Source organism: Latilactobacillus sp., assembly GCF_033176295.1.
GTDB classification, from domain to species: Bacteria; Bacillota; Bacilli; order Lactobacillales; family Lactobacillaceae; genus Latilactobacillus; species Latilactobacillus sakei.
Map to the genome: position 1 here is coordinate 33,911 of NZ_JAMQEX010000014.1, position 21,659 is coordinate 55,569.

The 21,659-nt window shown below is 40.8% G+C and carries 19 protein-coding genes; 14 read left to right on the forward strand and 5 right to left on the reverse strand.

Annotated elements, in window-relative coordinates:
* Positions 1–18 precede the first annotated feature (18 nt).
* Positions 19–246 (reverse strand): hypothetical protein, encoded by a 228-nt coding sequence (locus NDN60_RS07600; protein WP_056947950.1) that lies wholly within the window; start codon positions 244–246, stop codon positions 19–21.
* 285 nt (positions 247–531) lie between these two features.
* Between NDN60_RS07600 and NDN60_RS07605 the strand changes: the two genes are divergently transcribed.
* Both NDN60_RS07605 and NDN60_RS07610 read left to right on the forward strand, forming a co-directional pair.
* The gene (locus tag NDN60_RS07605; protein ID WP_056947948.1) at positions 532–1,272 is read left to right on the forward strand and encodes a response regulator transcription factor; all 741 of its coding nucleotides are present in this window, start codon (positions 532–534) and stop codon (positions 1,270–1,272) included.
* Entirely contained in the window at positions 1,272–2,708 is a 1,437-nt protein-coding gene (locus NDN60_RS07610) for a sensor histidine kinase (protein ID WP_056947946.1), read from the forward strand. Before NDN60_RS07605 ends, NDN60_RS07610 begins: the two co-directional genes overlap by 1 nt.
* A 50-nt stretch (positions 2,709–2,758) precedes the next feature.
* Here NDN60_RS07610 and codA read toward each other — a convergent pair whose 3' ends face one another.
* The gene (gene codA, locus NDN60_RS07615; RefSeq protein ID WP_076632376.1) at positions 2,759–3,994 is read right to left on the reverse strand and encodes a cytosine deaminase; all 1,236 of its coding nucleotides are present in this window, start codon (positions 3,992–3,994) and stop codon (positions 2,759–2,761) included.
* Positions 3,995–4,204: 210 nt separating this feature from the next.
* On the opposite strand from codA, the gene NDN60_RS07620 reads away from it, so the two are divergent.
* The 3 genes from NDN60_RS07620 to NDN60_RS07630 all read left to right on the forward strand — a co-directional run bounded on the left by NDN60_RS07620 (position 4,205) and on the right by NDN60_RS07630 (position 6,886).
* Positions 4,205–5,563, forward strand: coding sequence for a cytosine permease (locus tag NDN60_RS07620; protein WP_099947673.1), 1,359 nt, complete (start codon positions 4,205–4,207; stop codon positions 5,561–5,563).
* Between the two features lie 115 nt (positions 5,564–5,678).
* Complete coding sequence (locus NDN60_RS07625; protein ID WP_099947672.1) at positions 5,679–6,431, forward strand: hypothetical protein; 753 nt, start codon at positions 5,679–5,681, stop codon at positions 6,429–6,431.
* Positions 6,425–6,886 (forward strand): hypothetical protein, encoded by a 462-nt coding sequence (locus NDN60_RS07630; protein WP_056948761.1) that lies wholly within the window; start codon positions 6,425–6,427, stop codon positions 6,884–6,886. Before NDN60_RS07625 ends, NDN60_RS07630 begins: the two co-directional genes overlap by 7 nt.
* Before the next feature lie 49 nt (positions 6,887–6,935).
* Here NDN60_RS07630 and NDN60_RS07635 read toward each other — a convergent pair whose 3' ends face one another.
* Entirely contained in the window at positions 6,936–9,125 is a 2,190-nt protein-coding gene (locus NDN60_RS07635) for an LTA synthase family protein (RefSeq protein ID WP_164905653.1), read from the reverse strand.
* Positions 9,126–9,216: 91 nt separating this feature from the next.
* A complete protein-coding gene (locus tag NDN60_RS07640; RefSeq protein WP_056948758.1) occupies positions 9,217–10,275 on the reverse strand; it encodes a glycosyltransferase in 1,059 nt (352 codons plus the stop codon).
* 212 nt (positions 10,276–10,487) lie between these two features.
* Here NDN60_RS07640 and NDN60_RS07645 point away from each other — a divergent pair, with 212 nt between their 5' ends.
* The 4 genes from NDN60_RS07645 (at position 10,488) to NDN60_RS07660 (ending at position 15,505) form a co-directional block, all read left to right on the forward strand.
* The gene (locus NDN60_RS07645) at positions 10,488–11,096 is read left to right on the forward strand and encodes a VanZ family protein (protein ID WP_056948756.1); all 609 of its coding nucleotides are present in this window, start codon (positions 10,488–10,490) and stop codon (positions 11,094–11,096) included.
* A 288-nt stretch (positions 11,097–11,384) separates the two neighbouring features.
* Entirely contained in the window at positions 11,385–12,251 is an 867-nt protein-coding gene (locus tag NDN60_RS07650; protein WP_056948755.1) for a GRP family sugar transporter, read from the forward strand.
* Between the two features lie 165 nt (positions 12,252–12,416).
* Complete coding sequence (locus tag NDN60_RS07655) at positions 12,417–14,963, forward strand: YfhO family protein (RefSeq protein ID WP_099947671.1); 2,547 nt, start codon at positions 12,417–12,419, stop codon at positions 14,961–14,963.
* A gap of 104 nt (positions 14,964–15,067) precedes the next feature.
* On the forward strand, positions 15,068–15,505 hold the full coding sequence (locus NDN60_RS07660) for a hypothetical protein (protein WP_056948751.1): 438 nt from the start codon (positions 15,068–15,070) through the stop codon (positions 15,503–15,505).
* Between the two features lie 63 nt (positions 15,506–15,568).
* Here NDN60_RS07660 and treR read toward each other — a convergent pair whose 3' ends face one another.
* On the reverse strand, positions 15,569–16,282 hold the full coding sequence (treR, locus tag NDN60_RS07665) for a trehalose operon repressor (protein WP_016265311.1): 714 nt from the start codon (positions 16,280–16,282) through the stop codon (positions 15,569–15,571).
* Between the two features lie 172 nt (positions 16,283–16,454).
* Here treR and NDN60_RS07670 point away from each other — a divergent pair, with 172 nt between their 5' ends.
* From NDN60_RS07670 to NDN60_RS07690, 5 genes are read left to right on the forward strand one after another with little or no spacing between them, the layout of a single operon-like run.
* Entirely contained in the window at positions 16,455–17,933 is a 1,479-nt protein-coding gene (locus tag NDN60_RS07670; RefSeq protein WP_056948747.1) for a PTS transporter subunit EIIC, read from the forward strand.
* Between the two features lie 13 nt (positions 17,934–17,946).
* A complete protein-coding gene (locus NDN60_RS07675; RefSeq protein WP_011374897.1) occupies positions 17,947–19,596 on the forward strand; it encodes an alpha,alpha-phosphotrehalase in 1,650 nt (549 codons plus the stop codon).
* A gap of 13 nt (positions 19,597–19,609) precedes the next feature.
* Complete coding sequence (locus tag NDN60_RS07680; protein ID WP_231953162.1) at positions 19,610–20,101, forward strand: PTS sugar transporter subunit IIA; 492 nt, start codon at positions 19,610–19,612, stop codon at positions 20,099–20,101.
* Between the two features lie 8 nt (positions 20,102–20,109).
* A complete protein-coding gene (locus NDN60_RS07685) occupies positions 20,110–20,910 on the forward strand; it encodes a ChbG/HpnK family deacetylase (protein ID WP_011374895.1) in 801 nt (266 codons plus the stop codon).
* Complete coding sequence (locus NDN60_RS07690) at positions 20,907–21,515, forward strand: SGNH/GDSL hydrolase family protein (RefSeq protein ID WP_011374894.1); 609 nt, start codon at positions 20,907–20,909, stop codon at positions 21,513–21,515. The genes NDN60_RS07685 and NDN60_RS07690 overlap by 4 nt, the downstream gene beginning before the upstream one ends.
* The last annotated feature ends 144 nt before the right edge of the window (positions 21,516–21,659 follow it).

Below are 21,659 nucleotides of genomic sequence, written 5' to 3' on the forward strand. Positions count from 1 at the left end.
CTCCCCCGAGTAAAACTGCTATAACTGATAGTGATTGATGATTGTCTGGGCAATTTCACCCAATGAATGATCGCTTTTTAAAGCCTGATATTCCGCTGCGAGGTCAATCTGTTGTTGATTAACTTCGAGATAGATAATACCAAAGCAATGAAAATCGATTGCAGGTGACGTTCGTTCATAAATCATGAACTTCAAATCTTGAAGAATCTTCAGGTTTTTGAAAAAAAGTGCTTCGTGTTCGATCAAGTTGACCACCTCCTCTAATCCGATTGGCCATAAAAAAAGGGCCTAACCAATTGGTTAAGCCCTAGCTTACAGGAGATTTAATTTTATAAAAGACTAGTTGAGCGTTAGAAATTAATTTTTGACTTGCGTATAAATCACTTAAATTATAAATTAATTTTAACAAGCGTGTCAAGATTCGTCAATTCAACGTGGTAAATTTCATAGCTTCTTCATATTTAATTCATCCGCCATTGGTTAAGATACTGTATAATAAGAATATAATCACACAAAAGAGAAGGAATTCTAATGAAAATATTAATGGTTGAAGATAATAAGTCTGTCTCTGAAATGATGGGCATGTTCTTTCAAAAAGAAGCATGGGATGCCCACTTTGCGTATGATGGTAATGAAGCGGTTGAACAATTTAGTGTTGATCCTGATAGTTGGGATATTATTACGTTAGATTTGAATTTACCAGGAATGGATGGGATGCAGGTCGCCCAAAAAATTCGGGAGCAATCTAAAGTGGTGCCGATTATTATGTTAACGGCTCGCGATTCAGAGAGTGATCAAGTCTTGGGGCTCGAATTGGGTGCGGATGATTATGTGACGAAACCTTTTAGCCCAATTACATTGATCGCCCGGATTAAGGCGCTTCATCGCCGTGCTGAGTTAGTTGATGAACAAGTTGGCGCGGAAGCCGCGCAAGTTGAAGAAGTAGATAACTCCGATTATGATGTGCAAACAGATCACTTCAAGATGAGCTCTAAGACGCGCGAGGCCTATTTAATGGACGAACCGATTTTAGATCTTACGCCCAAAGAATTTGATTTATTGAAAACTTTAGCGAAGAATCCACGCCAAGTTTTCTCACGCGAACAGTTATTAGAACTTGTTTGGGATTACCAATATTTTGGTGATGAACGAACAGTCGATGCCCATATTAAAAAACTCCGTCAAAAGATCGAAAAGGTTGGTCCCCAAGTGATCCAGACGGTCTGGGGTGTCGGCTACAAATTTGATGATTCAGCGGTCAATAAACACTAATGAAACTGATCTATCAGTGGATGCTAGCCTTTTTTGGGGTTATTATGACGACCATCGTGATCGTTGGAATTGCGTTTACGCAGTATTCAACGAAGACGGCTTATAATAATACGTGGGATCAGTTGGAAGGTTACGCATCAGTTATTGAACGTGAAGCATTTAAACAGGGCTCACAGGCAACACTATCCAAGCAGTTTATTGACGATAGCCAAGCCATCCTGTCGCAACAACGGGTTAGTTTTAATTTCTTTAATGCGCAAAATGAAATGGTCTATCCAGCGCCTAACTCGAACGTCTCCGTTAAGAAAAAGTACTGGAAATACCTGAAGAAGGGGCAGGTCCAACGACTCAGTATGAGCAAGGACTCCCGGCAATTTAATAATGATCAAGATCAACTGGTTGTTTTTAAACCGGTTTTCTATAATGATAAGTTGATTTATGTTATTGGGGTGGGTTCCTCTATTAAAAACGTTAAGTCGGGCTTAGTGACGATGCGCAAGAATTTATTGATTGCTTTCTTACTTTCGACGATTGGTGGGATTTTACTCAGTTATGTTCTAGCGCGCTACCAGATTTATCGGATTAGCCGCTTACGAAATGCAACGCATCTGGTTGCCGAAGGGGATTTTGATGTCCATATTGATAACCCCGGTAAGGATGAATTGGATGATTTGGCGACCGACTTTAACGAAATGGTCCACTCGCTTAATGAATCTGAGGCCGAAATTAAGCGGCAAGAAGATCGCCGTCGTCAATTTATGGCCGATGCTGCACACGAAATGCGGACGCCATTAACGACGGTGAAAGGGCTATTGGAAGGCTTAGCCTACGATGCCATCCCAGAAGAAATGCGAGAAAAGAGTATTTCATTAATGCAAAACGAAACGAATCGCTTAATTCGCTTGGTTAATGAGAACTTGGATTATGAAAAGATTCGAACAAACCAAATTAAATTGAATCAACAAACATTTAATGCGGTAGAAGCGTTGCAAAATATTCAAGAACAACTTCAGAAAAAAGCGGCGGATGCCGGTGATACCATTGTGCTTGAAGCACAAGAAGAAGTGGCTATCTATGCCGACTATGACCGCTTTGTTCAGGTCATGTTTAATATCATGCAAAATGCCATCCAATTTACCAATAACGGACAGATTACGGTTACTGCAGAAGCTGGGTTCCACGAAACCATTCTGACGGTTAGTGATACTGGGATTGGGATGACCCCTGAGCAAGTTAAGAATATTTGGGAACGATACTATAAGGCTGACCCTTCCCGGAAGAACACAAAATACGGTGAATCTGGTTTGGGCTTAGCAATTGTTCATCAACTGGTCCAATTACATCATGGGACCATCGAGGTTCAAAGTGAACCAGATCAAGGGACAACCTTTACATTAACTTTCCCAGACGAAACCGTCACAACTGATGCTAATTAATAACTACGCAAACAAAAAACGCAGCCTACAAGGTTGCGTTTTTTTAGCTTTTAAATAAATAACTGAGTGGTAGCCGGTTGTGTTTCGCTAATAATACGACCAGCGTGGATTGATAGCGTAACAGCGGCCCGTTGATTAATTGCGTTATAGAAATTATCACTAGCCATTAAGATTAAGTGGGCGGGTTTCCCAACTTCAAGGCCGTATTGGTCAGTCACGTGCATTGCCCGAGCGCCATTGTGGGTAATGAAGCGGTAAGCATTCATGATTTCTGTATAACCCATCATTTGAGTGGCGTGTAAACCAGCATGGAGGACGTCTAACATGTTACCATCGCCCATAGGGTACCAAGGGTCTTGAATGTCATCTTCACCAAACGCAACATTCAATCCGTTAGCTGTTAATTCCTTGACCCGGGTGAGACCGCGGCGTTTGGGATAGGTATCAAAACGCCCCCCCAAGAATAAGTTGACCAAGGGGTTAGCGATAAAATTAAGATCGGCCATTTTTAATAAGCGCATTAGCTTATACATGTAAGCATCATTGTAACAGCCCATTGCTGTTGTATGCGAGGCTGTTACCTTATCTTTCATGCCAGTTTCTAAGGCGAGTGTAGCGACTGTTTCGAGGCTCCGTGAATTAGGATCATCGATTTCATCAGTATGGGCATCGAATAGTAGATCATATTCTTGGGCTAGTTCAAAGGCAAATTTCAAGGATTCAACAGCATATTCTCGATTGAATTCGAAATGGGGGATTGCTCCAATGGCGTCCACCCCTAGTTGAGCGGCCTTAGTCATTAGCGCCTTACCGTTTGGAAAGGAGAGAATCCCTTCTTGTGGGAAGGCAACAAGTTGCAATGTCATCCAGTCTTTCACTTCTTCGCGGACCTCAATCAGTGCTTTCAGGGCGACTAGTTCAGGATCAGTGACGTCAACGTGTGAGCGAACAAACTGGACCCCATGACTAGCCTGCATTTTCAGGGCTTTGAGGGCTCGGTCTTTAACATCTTGGTGTGTCAGTGTTTTCTTACGCTCGGACCAGATTCGAATACCATCAAAAAGTGTGCCAGATTCATTCCATTCTGGTTGTCCGGCAGTTAGTGTTGAATCGAGATGAACGTGGGGGTCAACAAACGGTGGGAGCGCTAATTGTTGTTGGCCGTCAATTATTTTTTCATTTTGTTGGGGCTCAAGATGTGATTCAATTGCTGTTATAAGACCGTTTTCAATTCTAATTGATTTTAAAGCTGTCTGGTTCTCGATATGAACGTTTTGAATAAGCATCTGAATCCATCCTCGCTATTTTTTAATAGTGAGTATAACAATACTGGGTTGACTTTGGCAAGTAGGTTTAATACAATGCTTATAAATATAATTCCTTTTAAGTGCAGTCCAGAGAGGCTGACAAAGGAGCGACTATCGGGATTTAATGGCCTCGCTCTGTTTTGGAGTGGGCCTTTTTTGTTTGTGATAGTCGAAGTTGGAGGAGAGAAAATGGCAAAACAACATACGATTCACTCAGTTGCTAAGTCTGAAAGAACGATGGGTGATTGGGATTTATTTGCGACCTGGATAGGTGCCAACGCTAATAATGGGACGTGGTACATCGGCGGTATTATTGCCGCAACTGGTCTTATTCAAGGTTCTACACTGTTGATTGCCATCGGCTGTTTATCCTATGTCTTATTAGCACTTGCTTCTTATATGGGCTATCAAACTGGTGTGGGTGCAATGGGCTTAACGCGTGCTTCGTTTGGCGTTAAAGGTTCAGTCTTACCGTCACTCATTAACGTCGTGCAATTCATCGGTTGGGCAGCCGTTAATACTTATATTGCGGCGACTTCTGTGAGCTTTATTTTGAAAGAAATTATGGGTTGGTCGGGCAATGATGCCGCTACGAATCGTTTGAGCTTGGTTGTTGGGATCATCATCATGTCCATCTTGCATCTTATCAGTATTTCGTTAGGTGAAAAATCAGTGCGTTGGATCGAACGGATTGGGATTGTACTCGTGATTATCTTAGTGACATGGGAATCAATCATTGTTTTCAAAATGGTACCGTTCAAGGATCTGGTGGCTTGGCGTCCAGCTGCCAAGTTTCGTCTTGAAGCCGGTCGAGCAATCGATATTTTAGCCGCCTTTAATTTAGCGTGGGTCACAGCAGCTGCTGACTTTAGTCGTTTTGCCAAGCGTAAGAAGGCCGCAACTGTTTATTCATTCCTAGGGGCTAATATCGGCTTATTCTGGTTTGCTTTCATCGGTTTGACGGCGACAATTGCGACCGCGATTACGTTGAATCATTTTGATCCTAATAACGCTGATCCAAGTACGATTGCCGCTAAATTAGGACTCGGCGTTTTAGCCTTGTTGGTGATTGTAATTACCAGTACAACCGCGAATGCTGTTAATTTAATGGCTGCTGGTTCAGCGCTCACTAACATTTTTCCAAAGCTCAAGTTAACGCCAGCACTCTGGTGTGTCACCTTGTTAGCAACGGTCGTCACCTTTATTCCAGTTTATGTCGCGTCATTTTTGACCACCTTTGAAACCTTCTTAGACAGTATTGGGATGTTCTTAGGACCAGAGATTGCGATTTTCTTAGTCGATTACTTCTGGATTAGACGCCGACACTATCAAGTAGACGCGCTTAATACGATTGCTGGGCCATACTGGTATACGAAGGGCTATCATCTAACGGCATTATTCAGTTGGGTGATTGGCGTTATCAGTTATTTAATCTTAAATCAATTCGCAATCGTGCACGCCTATACAGGGGCAACCTTTATCGCCATGTTGATCACAGCGCTTTTTTATGGGGTAGCTGTTCAACTACAAACTAAAAAAGTGATTTAAATCGTTATGACAGTCAGTATAAAATTATTTTATGCTGGCTTTTTTATTTTTTACCAGATAGTTCATATATTTTTCACACTTTAGCTTTACACTGTTTCTATAAGGGGGTGAGTTAATGTTTTTCTTAAAATCGATTCCGGCCAATATTCATTATTATTGGCGGCAGTCGCTAGCGATTTATTTATTGGACTGTTTATTTTTAGGCCTGGCGACAATTATTTTGGGCTTGATTCGGTTAGAACGACATAACTTAACCCAACTCAAGAGTCAGTTAGCTAATTTTACAGCTGAAGAAAAGTTTGCAGCGGATCATCCGTTAAAGACGTTGCTCCATTCTAACCAGACAGTCTTAGAGCGGTATCAAACTGCGTATCTATTACTAATGATTGTCGGGATCATCGCCACAGTAATCATTAGTTGGTTGGCGTTTAAAATTTTGACGCGTGATATCGAGACCTTCTTTAGTGCCAATTGGACACGAACGAGAGTGACGTTGTATTACGGCTTAACGGCGCTTTGCTTACTATTTTTTGCTGTCGTAACGATCAGCCTTTTGTTGTTAGTCGCTAATCAGCCGTTCTGGCGAGGATTAGAAGCGATCAACCATTATTGGCATCGACCACTGCAAGCAATGCAAAAAGCACCTAAAACGCTCAACCCACTCTTTAAAAATCATTTGACAGATTTTAGTAGTCATTCTCTTTTGAATCCGACACTGCACAATAGTGTCAAACAAACATTAACCAATCAAATTTTTGGGCAATTATGGCAAGCAATCATTAGCTTAGCCGCACCGATTTTAATGATTGGTGGGTTACAAGTCAGTCGTTTTAAGAAAAAATATTTAAGAGGTGAGTCGGTATGTTGAACAAACAACCATTAGAAGTCGGGCAGATTTATTTCAGTCAACCAGAGTTGTTGAAGACAGCATTACAATTCCCTAATCAGCCCTTTACGATTGATTATGCGCAACCAAAGATCCTACCGTTCTTATCGGGGTGGGATAATCTATTGTTACCTAAGGATGCTGATCAGTCAGTCATTAGCATCTTGACTGATCAATATGTCAAAAAAGTGCGGACGACACAAGGAAGCGCGTTGAAACCAATCGATCAGTTTTGGATTCAATTTATTCGTGGTTTAGCAAATCGGCAACAGGTCTTCGTCTTAGCGCGTTATTTAGATCAACTAGCACCTCGAGATGCGCGTCAGTTATTAAACGATGTCCGCAAGATTGCGGCCGATAATGAACTAATTATTATCTTTACAACGGTACAAGAATCTGTTTTTGAGAGCTTTAAGAAACAAGTATTAACGCGTTAAATACAAAAAAGTGTCATTCCAAATTCGGAATGGCACTTTTTATTTGGGACTATTCTGATGTTGATTGACCGGATTCCGAGCTACTACTTGACGAGGTAGCTGCACTATCTTTTAGTGCTTTGCTTTTAGGGACTTCAGTTAAACTAGATTGATCATCTGCTAACTCAGGGGCATCTGTTTTAAATAATGGGACTGTTGATTTGCCTTTGTTTTGGGAAAGGACACTTGTTGATTTAGTGCCTAGTTTATTTTCAATATCAACGAGTTGTTGATAGCCGGTTTGATAATTATAATCGGCAGGATCAACCGGTTTGAAACCAGTTGGTGTGTAAAAGCGTAAGAGGTTTTTCTCGTTAACTGAGTCAGAAAGGCTAAGTTCATGATTGACCTGCTTTTGCCATTTTGCGACTTGCTTTTGCAATTTAGCTGTTGGTTGGGTGACTTCTGTACCATCTTGATTTTGATAGATGGTGCCATCGAGGACGGTATATTCTGGCGTCACGAAGTTATGATTTCGGAAGGCGACGACTTGATCGTGTTGCTTGGAAAGTAAGTCTGTCCCAAATTGAACGTAATTTTGGCTATTGATCCCTAATAGATGCAACATGGTTGGTAAGGCATCAATTTCGCCACCATATTGGGTTTGAATACCACCTTTTAAACCAGGCATGTGAATCATGTAAGGAACCCGTTGTAATTGGGCATTATCGTTATCGGTCCAAGTGTCATAATCACGGCCTAAAACGCCAGATAAAGCTTTATTATCGGAATTTGAGAGGCCGTAATGATCCCCATACAACACAATCATCGATTTATCATAGAGACCAGAACTCTTCAAATAATTGAAAAATTCAGCGAGTGACTGATCGAGATAATGAGCGGTTGCGAAGTAGTTATTAACAGCGGAATTTTCGGTTGTTGCCCGTGGGAAATCACCATCTGTCTTAGGAAGTGGGAATGGGAAATGGTTAGTAACGGTAATAAATTTGGAATAGAACGGTTGTTGTAGTTGTTCTAAATATTTAATCGATTGGCCAAAGAGGAGTTTATCTTTGAGACCGTATTGTAAGACGTTATCAGGACTTGTATTAAAATAGCTAGAATCAAAGAAATAGTTGTAACCAAAGTTTTTATAAACGTTATTCCGGTTCCAGAACGTCCCAACATTCCCGTGGGAAACGGCGCTGGTATAATCGCCATTTTGTTTAAGAATTGAAGGGGCTGCTTGGAAGGTGTTGTCGGAACCAAGCGTTGTAAAGACGGAACCCTGTGGTAAGCCATACACGCCAGTTTCAAGCATGTTTTCTGCATCACTGGTTTTACCTTGCCCAACTTGATTAAAGAAGTTAGAAAAGGCAAGCGTATTTTGGTTGTGATAGAGACTGTTTAAAAATGGCGTGACTTCTTGACCTTCAAACTTGAAATCAATTAAGAATTGTTGGAAACTTTCAAGATGAATGACGATCACGTTTTTACCTTTAGCAGCGCCGAAATAATCGGCATTGGGCGCGGCGTAGTGCTGCTTGGTGAAATCTAAGACGGAATCTAAGTCGTAACTTTCGGCTTGGGCCCGGACTTGATTATTCTGGGTGGTTTTAACGGCATCGTAGACGGTAAAAGTATCAATACCGAGGTATTTAACAATATAGTTTCGATCGAAAGTCCGTGAGAGAATTTGTGGCCGGCTGATTTCACTCAGACCAAGATTAACACCGAATAACAAAACGGCTAGGGACGTAATACTAAATGCCCACCTTTTAGGGAATTGGCGGTGATCAATTTTAATGACCTTTAATAGGATTAAAACGGCCAAGATGATAATGTCGAGCCAGTAGAGTGCATCATGCCAGTTCATTAGGGCCAGCGAACTTTTACTGAGGCCCGCGGAAACTTTTGAATAACCGAGGATCGTGTTAATTGTCATGTAATCGGTGAATTGCCGGTAATAGATGACATTAAAGTACAAAAGGGCCGTGTTGGCCGTGTAAATCACCAGCCCGGTCCAATAACTGATAATCGGTTGCTTAATGTACAATAAAATCCCCAAGACAAGCAAGGTAGTTGCGAGTGGATTAAAGATTAAAATGGCCATTTGAAGCGGATCGCTAGCTGCGAGGTTGAAATCGGTGAAATAACCAAAGAGGGTTTTAACCCAAAATAAAAAGACTAATAGGCTTAAAAAGCCAAGCTTAGAGGCCATAAATTGTTTTATTTTTGTGAGTTTCAAGAAATGTGACATCCTTTCAAAATCAATCTAAAGCGCGTCATTGACTCATTTTACCGCCCAAATGAAGACAGCGCAAAGTGCATGACATGATTTAAACGGAAACTTAAAGTTTTAAAGTGTGTTGCATGATTTGCGTGTAGGTTGGATTTGATTCATCAGGGGTTAAGACATGTTGGTAGACGGCCGCTAATTCATGGCCAATTGCGGTAATCTGTTTCGATTCAGCAGTTTGATAACCCGCTTCAGTTAAGTCGGGGACGCGTTGTTCAACGATGTCTTGAATCAATCGCTTAAATTCCGTATTATCGGTACCCATGTAGCAATTTTGTTGATCTTTGAGCCAGCCGTGGTAGACTGGAATATCGCGCACCAAGACTTTTTGGTGACTGGCAAGGGCTTCTAGCACAACGATCCCTTCTGTTTCTTCGTAAGAAGGGAAAAAGAATAAATCAGCGTTAGCATAAGCGCCTTCGATAATGTCACCTTTGATATAACCGGGGAAGCGCACATTTGCAGGATGGTCCTTTTTAACAATCAGGCGAATGTTGCGTGGAATACTGTACATCGGCACATCACCAAACCAAATGAAGGTATATTCGGGTAATTGCTTAGCAATTTCAACAAAATCTAGCAAGCCTTTACGTTGGAAGAATAAACCGACACAAATAATTACCTTTTGATCGGGCTTCAAGTTGAAATAAGCTCTAAAGGCTTGTTCTTTATCCGGCGTTGCTTGATACTTAGCAAGATCGATCCCGTTTGAAATCGGTGCAATCGGTACTTGAATGCCATACCCTTGTAAAAGCGCCTTTGAATAGAGGGTAGGTGTGATGAGATGGTCAGCCTTTGAATAGAGACTAACCAAGCGATGTTTAACAAAAGGGGCAAGTTGATTGGAACCGACAAAGGAATTACGGAAATCCTCTTCGGTTGAGTGTGCGTGGTAAATCACCTTTTTACCAGCCTTGCGCGCCTTTTTAATCATTCGCCGGCTATTTAAACCGTATGTGTTAATATGTAAGATATCATAATCAGTATCGTTAGGATCGAGTGTGTAGTCGATGCCCATGGCAGTTAGCGCACGCTTTTGATGATCTAGTGCGCGGCCGATACCTGATTTAGCGAGTAGTTTTTGACTTTCAAAATACAATAAAACTTTCATTAAATGGCTCCTTATGACACGTTGTATTGGTAACTAATCACACCATTATAGCATAGCTCGTTAAATCTCTCCTCCAACGCTAGGTGTATCTTGATTAGAAGTTTAAGATTCACTTTAGTTAGCGGGGTGGCATATGTCATTTAGTCGTCAAAGTGTATATAATAGACGTATGACGTAATAGCTTAAATCAATCAGATAAGTGGGGTTATCATTTGTTATTTCTAGGTGGTCTTTATAACAACATCATCCTTCCTTGGGGGACAAAATATAATCATCTGCCCTTAATTAAATTAACGGTAGAGAGTTTGGATAAGACAATTTTGTATTGTTTTATTTTTATCGGACTGCGTTTATTGTATTTAGGCCTTAAAAAACGTCGGATTCAATTTAAGTATGAATTGAAACTTTTTATATTTGTCTTCTATCTATGTCTACTATTATCGTTAACGGTTTTACGCCATATTTATTATCCTTGGCAGATGCACCTATATGTCAACCGCTCTCTAACCCAAATTAACTTAACGCCGTTTGTCGAGACGTTTAAGTTACGGAATGCGCCGGCACAAATAGATTACTGGTATAACTTCTATGGTAATATTCTGTGGTTTGTGCCGTTTGGGTGGTTGCGTGGTTCATTAACAGATCGAAAAGGGACCTGGCTATTAACGATTATTGAAGGCGCACTATTTTCATTTGGGATTGAAACCGCCCAGTTTATTTTAGGAACAGGAATGGCCGATATTGATGATTTAATCTTCAATACACTTGGCGCGATTATCGGGGTGACTTTGTACAAGGGCTACCGAATTTTAAAACATTAAATTGTGGGTGTCAAAGACGAATGATTGGTCTTTGATACCTTTTTAATTACGTCAAAACAATAGGTTAATGGGTTTACTAAAAAAGATTAGCGGGTTTACTAAAAAAAAGTAAAAAAAATTCAACCTATACGCAAAAAAACGGTAACCGTTAACATGGTTGGTGTAATCATTTTTTCATAAACAGACCATTTTGGAAGGCGCTTAATGGTGCCGTTTTCCCTCTAGAAATCGATTACGTTTGTCTGTATAATGGATTCTTGTACTTTAGAGAAGAAGAGGAATTTAAAAATGGCTATTTTAATTGCATTAATCCCAGCACTTGCCTGGGGTAGTATCGGATTGGTAAGTGGTAAATTAGGTGGTAACGCTTATCAACAAACTTTTGGGATGACGATTGGTGCGTTGGTTTTTGGAATCGGTACCTTTTTGGTTATTCAACCTAAAATCGATTTATTCATCATGGTAATCGGTGTCATTTCCGGATTATTCTGGAGTATTGGTCAAGGGCAACAATTCCAATCAATGCAAGCAATGGGTGTTTCAAAAACCGTCCCATTATCAACAGGGATGCAATTGATTGTAAACACTTTAGCGGGCGCTTTGTTATTCCACGAATGGAAAACAACCCATGATTATATCTTCGGGATTACAGCATTAGTGATCTTAATCGCTGGTGCAACATTAACATCAATGAAAGATCCTAAGAGTAGCTTAGCCGCTAAAGAAGATACACAATTTGCACGTGGCTTCCGGGCCTTGATTCTTTCAACAATCGGTTATGGTGGTTACACAATCATTGTTAACTGGTCAGGAATTAGTGCAACAACAATCGTCTTACCACAAGCGATTGGGATGTTTATCGGCGCTGCTATCTTTGCTGGCGTTGGTATTGGTAAAGCAGTCTTTGATAAGAAAACAGGTTTGAACATTATAACAGGTCTATTATGGGGCTTAGGAAACTTGTTCATGTTGATTTCAATGTCAGATATCGGTCTTGCCATCAGTTATTCACTTTCACAATGTGGGATTATCATTTCAACAATTGGTAGTATCTACCTCTTGGGTGAACGTAAAACGAAAAAAGAAATGGTGTATGTCACACTTGGCTGTTTACTAGTCATTGTCGGTGGCGTGACACTTGGAATGATGAAATAATCTTAATATTAATTAAAAAGCAGACTGATACCTTAATGACAGGTAGTAGTCTGCTTTTTTGTTTAATAACTGTGCTATCAAAGTAGCGTAGTTGTTTGGTGGTGTTTTAGCTCAGCAGCATGCTATGCTTAGTTTGTGCTTCAAACAAGAGAGGGTTGAAATTTGATGCAAACAAAACATAAACAGGTGATCAGCTATTACGGACTCAGTTTCGGATTGCCGTTAGTATTGGTCTTGATCGGCTTTGCCATCATGGGGTTAGTGCCTTTTGGTAATCACAATTTATTGTTTAGTGATTTAGGGACACAGTACATGCCATTTTTGGCTGAATTCAAGCGGCAAGTCGCTCATCTTAACTTCAGTGCCTACTCGTTTTCATTATCGCTAGGTGGCAATTTAGTGCCACTAGCGGCCTATTATCTGATTAGCCCGTTTAATCTATTGTTACTTTTAGGATCGAATAGTCAGTTACCAGTTATGGTGAGTTACGTAATTGCGCTTAAAATTTGTACGATGGGCGTGACAATGAGTTATTTTCTGAGAACACGGACAACGACTTATCATTATGCCGCATTGATTTTTTCAACGGCTTATAGTTTATGTGGCTTTGTAGCCATGAATTTTTATAATTTGATGTGGTTAGATGCATTAATCTTAGTGCCACTGATTGTCATCGGCCTCGAACGCTTATTTTCAGTTAAAAAGCCGACATTTTACATCGTGACGTTGACGATTTCGATTCTAACCAATTATTATTTGGGTTACATGACATGCTTATTTGCCGCCTTATATATGATTAGCCTTGTAATTAAGCAACGGCAACCACAGCAAAAGTGGGGGCATTTATTACAGCAACAAGCACGAGTTATCTGGCAGTTTATTTGGTCATCACTGATTGTTGGTGGCTTAAGCGCCATTATCCTCCTCCCAGCGTTGTTAGGCATGTTAAAGACTGGAAAAAAGACAATTGCCATGACCAGTTTTTACCCGACACCACAATTTGGCTGGGAAGTGTTTACGCAATTTCAGGTCGGTGGTAGTCGCTATACACAACGATTAACGCACGAACCAACACTTTTTGTGGGCACATTGGCATTATTTTTTGCGGTTTTATATTTTATGTTGCCACAAATTCGAAAACAGGCGAAGTACGCTAATGGCTTTTTAGTGATTAGTTTAGCCCTTAGTTTTTGGGTAACAACGTTTAATACTATTTGGCATATGTTTCAGCAGCCAGAAGGGTTTCCCTACCGGAATGCTTACTTATTCTCATTTGTCTTAATTAAAATTGCCTACGAAGCAAGCCTAGTACAGAGGCAAAATAAAAAGGCCAAAGGGTGGGCCATTGCCTTAGTGAGTGGTTTATTGGTGATTGGTCAATTGAGATTACACGGTAATCAGAGTTATCCGCAAGTTACAGCACAATCATGGATATTATTAAGTGGCTACACAATATTTCTCGGGTTATTATTTTATTATTGGGGTCAAACAAACCGTCACTATCAAAAAATACTGATAACAGGCGTTGTTTTGGTATCATTTGGCGAGTTAGTCACTAATTTTCAATTAATGACGCATAAAATACCATTGGGTTATCAAAAACAATATGCGCAACAATATCAACGCCAAGCTGCACTGTATGAACAACTCAGTGAAAAAGATAATGATTTTTATCGGGTCAATAACCAGTCGATCTTATTAAAATCGGCGTATCGCGAACCTTATTATGGCTACAACGATGCCTTGTTATTTGGCCAATATACGTTAAATAATTACTCATCAACTTTGGACGAACAAATGCGCAGTATGCTGGTGGACCTTGGTTTTTACAGTAAGAACGTCCGGCGAATTAATGGGGTCGGACATACAGCGATTACGGATCTGTTATTTGCCAATCGCTATGATTTACAACCAAAAAATCAGCAAACGGTTATTCAACGACATCAAACGCTTGGATTGGGTTTTGCGGTTAATCGGCAATTAGCGCATGTTACTTTGAAAAAGCATCGGCCATTCGACAACCAGGATCGGTTGTTACAAGCAATGGTAAATACTGACCAAGCATTTTATACAAATCATCGGGTTAATATGGTCCATGAAGAAATTAAGGCCCATAGCTACCGGTATACGCTAGAAATTCCAAGAGATACGCAAGGTCCTACGTATTTATATTTACCACATCAAAATTTAGCGCGAATTAAATTATTTGTTAACGGACGTAAGAAGAAAACGCCGATTAGAGTGACGAGTGCTGCAATTATCCCGCTTGAGGACTCGCATAAAGGGCAACCGCTACGATTAACTGTGATTAGCCCTAAACGGCAGAATATTAATCATTTCCAAGTTGCGACACTCAATCAAGAACGGTTTAATCAAGCTGTCAAACAACTTGATCAGCAAAAATTAACGACGACTGCTTTATGGCAAGATAACGGACATGTCACTGGCGATATTAAAACAATGGCATCTAATCAGCTACTGTATCTCAGCATTCCGTATGATGCTGGTTGGCAAGCTAAGGTTAACGGGCAAATGAGTAAACCTAAAAAGGTAATGGCCAACATGCTAGCAGTGCCATTAAAACGTGGCACCAATCAGGTACAGTTACGGTATCGGGCACCGGGGTTGCTGCTTGGACAACTGATTAGTTTGGGCACACTTTTGATCTGGTTAATAATACTGATCGGGTCACGATGGCGAAAGCGGGTTTAATTAAATAAATGTGAATAAATGCACTATCTTTGACAAGGTGCCTCCTTGTGATATACGATTATAATAACAATAAATTTTAAAGTATAGTCAAGGAGGCGATTAGAATGTTACAACCAACAATTCAGCTATCGGCACAAGCTTATGTGATCCAATGGAATCGGTTTTTAGAGCGGTTTATTGTCTTCGAAACGGTTTTTAGTGAATATGCGCAAACTAGTAAAAATGTTATGCGGGGTAAAGGATTGGTAGATGAAAATTTACAATTACTTAATCACTATTCCAGACAGAATTTAACTGTCCTCGATCAATTTGTTGATCAAATTGCGCGTATTCAACCGCCAACGGAATTTGTCGCATTACATGAGCAATTACAGATGGTTATTAAGCATTATGTGACTGCTGCAAAGGATTTTGTCAATGCGATGCGATTGACTGAAGAGTCGGAAGTGGAACAACAATTAAATCAATGTCGAACGATTCAAAAACAGCAACGACTAAAATTAAATCAACTCTTAAATAGCATTGGTGCACTAAACAGTTAGTGGCGTCATCAAAAAGGAGGGACCGATGGTAAAATCGGTCCCCCCTTTTTGATTATGATTGTTTTAAATTGATTGGCGGCGCGCGTGTTCAATAAACTTAAATTTATCAGCCCGGTGAATGGATTCGGTAAATTGAATTAAGGTATTATCCTGAAGATGAGTGATACCTTTAACACTAACGACCGCACTATTAGGGGCGAGTTTTAAAATGGCACACTGTTCTTCGGTTGCAGGGATAACAGTGAATTCTTTATTCCCATAACCAATAGTTAGACCCAATTCTTGTTCAAAGTAGTGATAAAGTGAATCCTGAGCGACTGCCCGTGAGATTTCTGGGACAACACTGGTTAGAACGTAGTCGTTATCGATAACAATTGGTTCACCATCAACGGTCCGTAACCGTTGAATATAGGTCGCGGGTAGAATCTCTGTGGGGTCTAAATGAAAAGGCGCTTGTGGGACGGTTGCTTTTTGGAGTTGTAGGACTGTTGTTTGCGTGTGCATTTCAAAGAGACTATCCAATTCGCGGTAACTGGTCAAGCCGGAAATGGGAAAGGCGTATTTATCAAAATCAAGGACTAAAGAGCCTTTGCCTTTGATCTTATGAATGAAGCCATTTTCTAAAAGGCTAGCGAGTGCTTTGCGGACTGTTTCGCGTGAGGTACCATACGCTGTTGCGAGTTCGTTTTCGCTGGGTAAGAATGAGTTGGCTGGATAAACATGGTTCGTAATTTTATGGACGAGTTCGCGGTAGATTATTTCATATTTTTTCGACATAGACTAAACCTCAATTGTTTGATTAATTCCATCATATAAATTAAATGGCGAAGTTGCAAGTGCAATTTGAAAACGGTTTAAGAAGTTCGTTGACAACTTGTCTATACATGTTGTATGATGAGTCCATAAACAGAAAGCGCTTTTATAAAAAGAAATCAAGGGAGGATTTAATATGGCACAAAAAGATTATTCACAACTCGCAAAAGCAATTGTTGCCGGTGTCGGGGGCAAAGAAAATATCGATAGTTTAATTCACTGTATTACACGACTTCGGTTTTATTTAAAAGATGAATCAAAGGCACAAACAGAAACGATCAAAGCTTTGGATGGCGTTATTAATGTTCAAAAAGCATCTGGTCAATATCAAGTTGTGATTGGGAATCAGGTAACGGCCGTTTATGACGCTGTGATTGCTGAAATTGGCGCAGACTTTGCCGATGAAGATGAAACAGCCCAAGTGGTCGCAAAAACTAAAAGAAAACAGAACCTAACACCATGGGGGCACGTGAAAGAAGCTTTTAGTCAATTAATCGGTGTCATCACTGGTGCAATGAGTCCCATCGTCGGAATCTTGGCTGCCGGCGGGATTTTAAAAGGTGTTTTAGCAATGTTAACGATGCCGCAATTAGGCGCGTTAGTGAGTCAAAAGAGTGAATTCTACATTATTTTAAGTGCGATGGGCGATTCCGTCTTTTACTTCTTACCAATGCTAGTTGGGTTTACAGCTGCTAAGAAATTAAAAGGCGATCCGGTCTTAACAGCGGTTATCGGGGGCGTTTTAGTCCACCCATCATTAGTCGCTTTAAACGGTAAATCACTCCTTGAGATTGGTTCGTTAAACTTCCCAATGGTGAACTACACGTATTCAATTTTCCCAATGATTTTAGCAGCCTGGTTGGTTGCTAGATTAACAAAATGGGTTAAGAATTGGTTACCAGGCTACTTACAAATTATCTTTACACCACTAATTGTAATCGCAGTTGTTGCAGCCATTACACTTTATATTACAGGTCCAGCTATTATTTGGTTATCAAACGGCTTAGCATTTGGTATTCAGTTCTTACTCTTGAAGAGTGGTTGGTTATCCGGTCTATTAATCGGCGGCTTCTATCAAGTGCTCGTTATCTTCGGGCTTCACTGGGGGATTTTACCAATCATTGCTAACGACGTGGCCACTTCCGGGCACAGTTATTTAAACGCTATTTTAAGTACGACAATGGTTGCGCAAGGGGCTGCGGTATTAGCAGTTGCGATTAAAACTCGGAAAACAGCTTTAAAAGAATTATCATTTGCTGGTGCAATTTCAGCTTTCTGTGGGGTAACAGAACCCGCTATTTATGGGATTAACTTGAAATACAAACGGGTTTTCATCTCTGGTTTAATCGGTTCAGCAGCTGGTGGCTTTGTCAGCGGCTTATTACATGGCAATATGTTTGGTTTTGCCGGTTCATGGATTGGATTTGCATCATTCTTAGATCCAAAACACCCAGCAGATTTATCAAACCTCTGGATCTTCATTGCCGCTTCAGCGGTTGCGACAATTGTGCCATTCATCGTCACTTACGTTTGGGGTTATAACGACCAAATGCAAGAAGGGCAAGGAATGGCTAAACCACAAAAACCAGGTACGACTAAAAAAGTAACGGCATAGGAGAGATCGTCATATGAAATGGTGGCAAAAAGCAACAGTTTATCAAATTTATCCGCGGAGTTTTCAAGATTCAAATGGTGATGGTATCGGTGATATCAACGGGATTATCCAACGTTTAGATTATTTACAAGATTTGGGGATTGAATTAATCTGGTTAACACCGATGTATGTCTCACCAGGTCGGGATAATGGGTATGATATTGCGGATTATTATCAAATCGATCCAATTTTTGGTGACTTAGCTGATTTTGAACGGCTTTTGAAAGAGGCTCATCAACGGGGGATTAAAATTATGATGGATATGGTGGTCAACCATACTTCAGATCAACACCGTTGGTTCCAAGAAAGTTTGAAGGGCAAGGACAATCCTTATCACGATTATTATTTATGGCGTGATCCAGTTGATGGTCATGAACCGAATAACTGGTTATCTAAGTTTAGTGGTAGTGCTTGGGAGTATGTCCCCGCGCTAAATCAGTATTACTTACATTTATACGAGAAGCGGATGCCTGATTTAAACTGGCGAAATCCACAATTGCGTGAAGAAATCTATCAAATGATGCAGTTTTGGGCTGATTTAGGGATTGATGGTTTACGGTTAGATGTGATCAATAACATCTCGAAGGATAAAGATTTTCCAAATGATACTTTCGAGACACCGAGTGACGATGGCCGTAACTTTTATACCAACGGTCCGCACGTTCACGAATATATTCATGAAATGTATGAACGCGTCTTTGGCCCTAACAACTTTGTGACGGTTGGTGAATTATCATCAACGCCGGTTTCAGAAGCAATTCGTTATACGAACCCAGAACGTGAAGAACTCTCGATGGCATTTACCTTCCACCACGTTAAAGTCGATTATACGGGTGGTAAAAAGTGGACGCTAGGGCAGTACCGTCTGTCTGATTTGAAGCGGATTTTAAGTCAATGGCAAACTGAAATGGCAGCAGGTGGTGGCTGGAATGCATTATTCTGGTCAAACCACGATCAACCACGGGCGATTTCACGGTTCTTAGACGATGGTCAGTATCGTGATCAATCCGCTAAGTTATTGGCATTAGTTGAATTTGGGTTACAAGGCACACCGTATATTTATCAAGGGGAAGAAATTGCGATGAAGAATGCTAATTTCACTTCGATTGATCAATATCAAGATGCTGAATCGATTAACGCATATCACCAAATGTTAGCTGATGGGATTAGTGAAGATTTGGCGATTAAAATCCTACAACAAAAATCGCGTGAAAATTGTCGGATTCCAATGCAATGGGATATGACTGCCAATCACGGCTTTACAACTGGTATGCCTTGGTTGCAACCAGTTGTTGCGGATGATTATTCGGTGGCGACTAAAGCACAAGCACCAGATAGTGTCTTTGCCTTTTACCAACAATTAGTAGCGCTACGTAAGACTGAACCTGTCCTTATTGAAGGCCAATATCAATTATTGGCACCAGAAGATGAAGCGGTTTATACTTATCAACGACAGTTAGGTGATAAAAAAGTCCGTGTGATCGCAAACTTTACAGATCAAACGCAACAACGCGCTAACGCGGCCGTTAAAGCGGTGATGATGAGTAATTATCCAGACCAACAATTAACGACCGACCAAATTACATTACGACCATATGAAGCCGTTATGCTAGAAATTGAATAAAGAGAGGATAAGAATGATGTTTAAATTTATGAAAAAAGCACCTGCGGGCCAACTAACAGCGCCCGTTACAGGTCACTATTTACCAATCGAACAAGTGACAGACGAAGTATTTGCTAGTAAGGCAGTTGGTGATGGTTTTGCCATCGTGCCGGACGAAATGACGAATACGATTAATGCGCCAGTTGATGGTGTGGTTAGTTCAATTTTTCCAACAAAACATGCTATCTTGATTAAAACGAAACAAGGTGTTGAAGTCTTGATTCATATGGGGATTGATACAGTTGAATTACAAGGTACACCTTTTGAAATGCAAGTGGAAGCTGATTTTAAAGTAAAAGCTGGCGAACCACTTGTGACAATCGACTGGGCACAATTAAAAGCAGCTGATAAAGCTAATACAATCATGGTCGTCAGCAGCAATGCGACGTTTACACCAGCCGAACCACTACCAGCAGCAGTGACGACGGACAGTGTCATTGGACAGTTCGATTTGAGCGCAGAATAAGGTGCCATATGCAATCAATTATTGTTGAATCTGATGATTTTGGGATGACCATCCCAATTTCACGGGCGATTATATTAGCTTTAAAGCGGGGACTGCTCTCGGCAACCAATGCACAAGTGACGTCACCAGATTTTGCGGCGAGTGCGGTCTTGGCTCAGCAAATGGGGATTCAGGGAATGGGGCTCCATCTTGTACTTGATAAGGATGTACCCATCTGTGACCCGCAAAACATCCCAAGTTTGGTGACAACAGCTGGCCGATTGATGTGCTATGCGAACTTACAAGCACGTGAACAAGAACTTGATATCAATGAGGTCAGACGTGAGTTTCAGGCCCAGATTGATTGCTTTTTAGCGAGCGGTTTAAAACTGACCCATCTGACCTCACATCATTTTGTCGCCACTTTAACGCCTGCCATTTATGCGGTAGTGCTCGAGTTGGCCCAGACCTACCAGGTGCCACTGCGTCATGAAGTGACTAAGTTACCCCTTAAACAGCAAGCAGCTTATCAAGATTTGTGGCAAAAGAGCACGGTTAAAACGACAGGTGCATTAATCACGGCGCAACAAGGGCCATACTTAACACCCGCTGATATTCAGCAACAATTACTGTTAGTTGATCAAACAGTGCCACCAGTCATTCTAAGTCATGTCGGGTATTTATCCAGTACCTTAAGGCAAAAAAGTAGTCTAACGACTAACCGCTTGGTTGAGCTTGAGACGCTAAAAACGTTACAAGCGATGGCTTATTGGCAAAGAAATAACTGGCAATTGATAGATTATTCGGTAATAGGAGTGAATGACAGGTGAGACATTATCAACATTTAACGGTTTTAGGAGATAGTATCACCGATCAACGAAACCACTATGCGCATCAATGGTATTACCAATGGTTGGCGGACTGGTTAGCGATTCCTAAGACCACCAATCTCGGTATTTCCGGCTCAACGATTGCCCAACCGTACGATCCAATGGTCAATCGCTGGCAACAGATACCAACTGAAACAGATTTATTATTAATCTATGCTGGTATCAATGATTTTGGTCGCGATGTCCCGTTAGGCCAACTTGGCGACCAAACGACCGTGACTTTTTACGGCGCGTTGCAGCAAATGCTTGGCCAGATTAGTAAACATTATCCGCAAGCAACGATTTATTTTATATCGCATGTCAAAATTGGAACGGATTTTTTCCCAGCCATCAATCAAAGTGGTTATCGACAAGCCGATTACGAAAAGGCAATTGATCAAGTCACTGAATTATTAGGAATTGCGCATATCAGTCTCTTTAATCAAAAGGCATTATCTTTTGCCGATGCGCAACAAGCAGAAGCTCTTAGTCTCGATAGCTTGCATCCCAATGATGCCGGTCATGAAAAAATCGCACGGTTTCTGATAAATAAAATTAATCATTAAAAAAAGCCTTGGCACAAAAATTATTTTGTCCCGAGGCTTTTTTAGTTGGCAAATTACAAGTTTAATCCGAACAAGCCCGGAATCTTTCAATGGCAGTCTGTTGATGATGTATTTTTAATGGTCGTTGATTAATTAGTTCAAGTG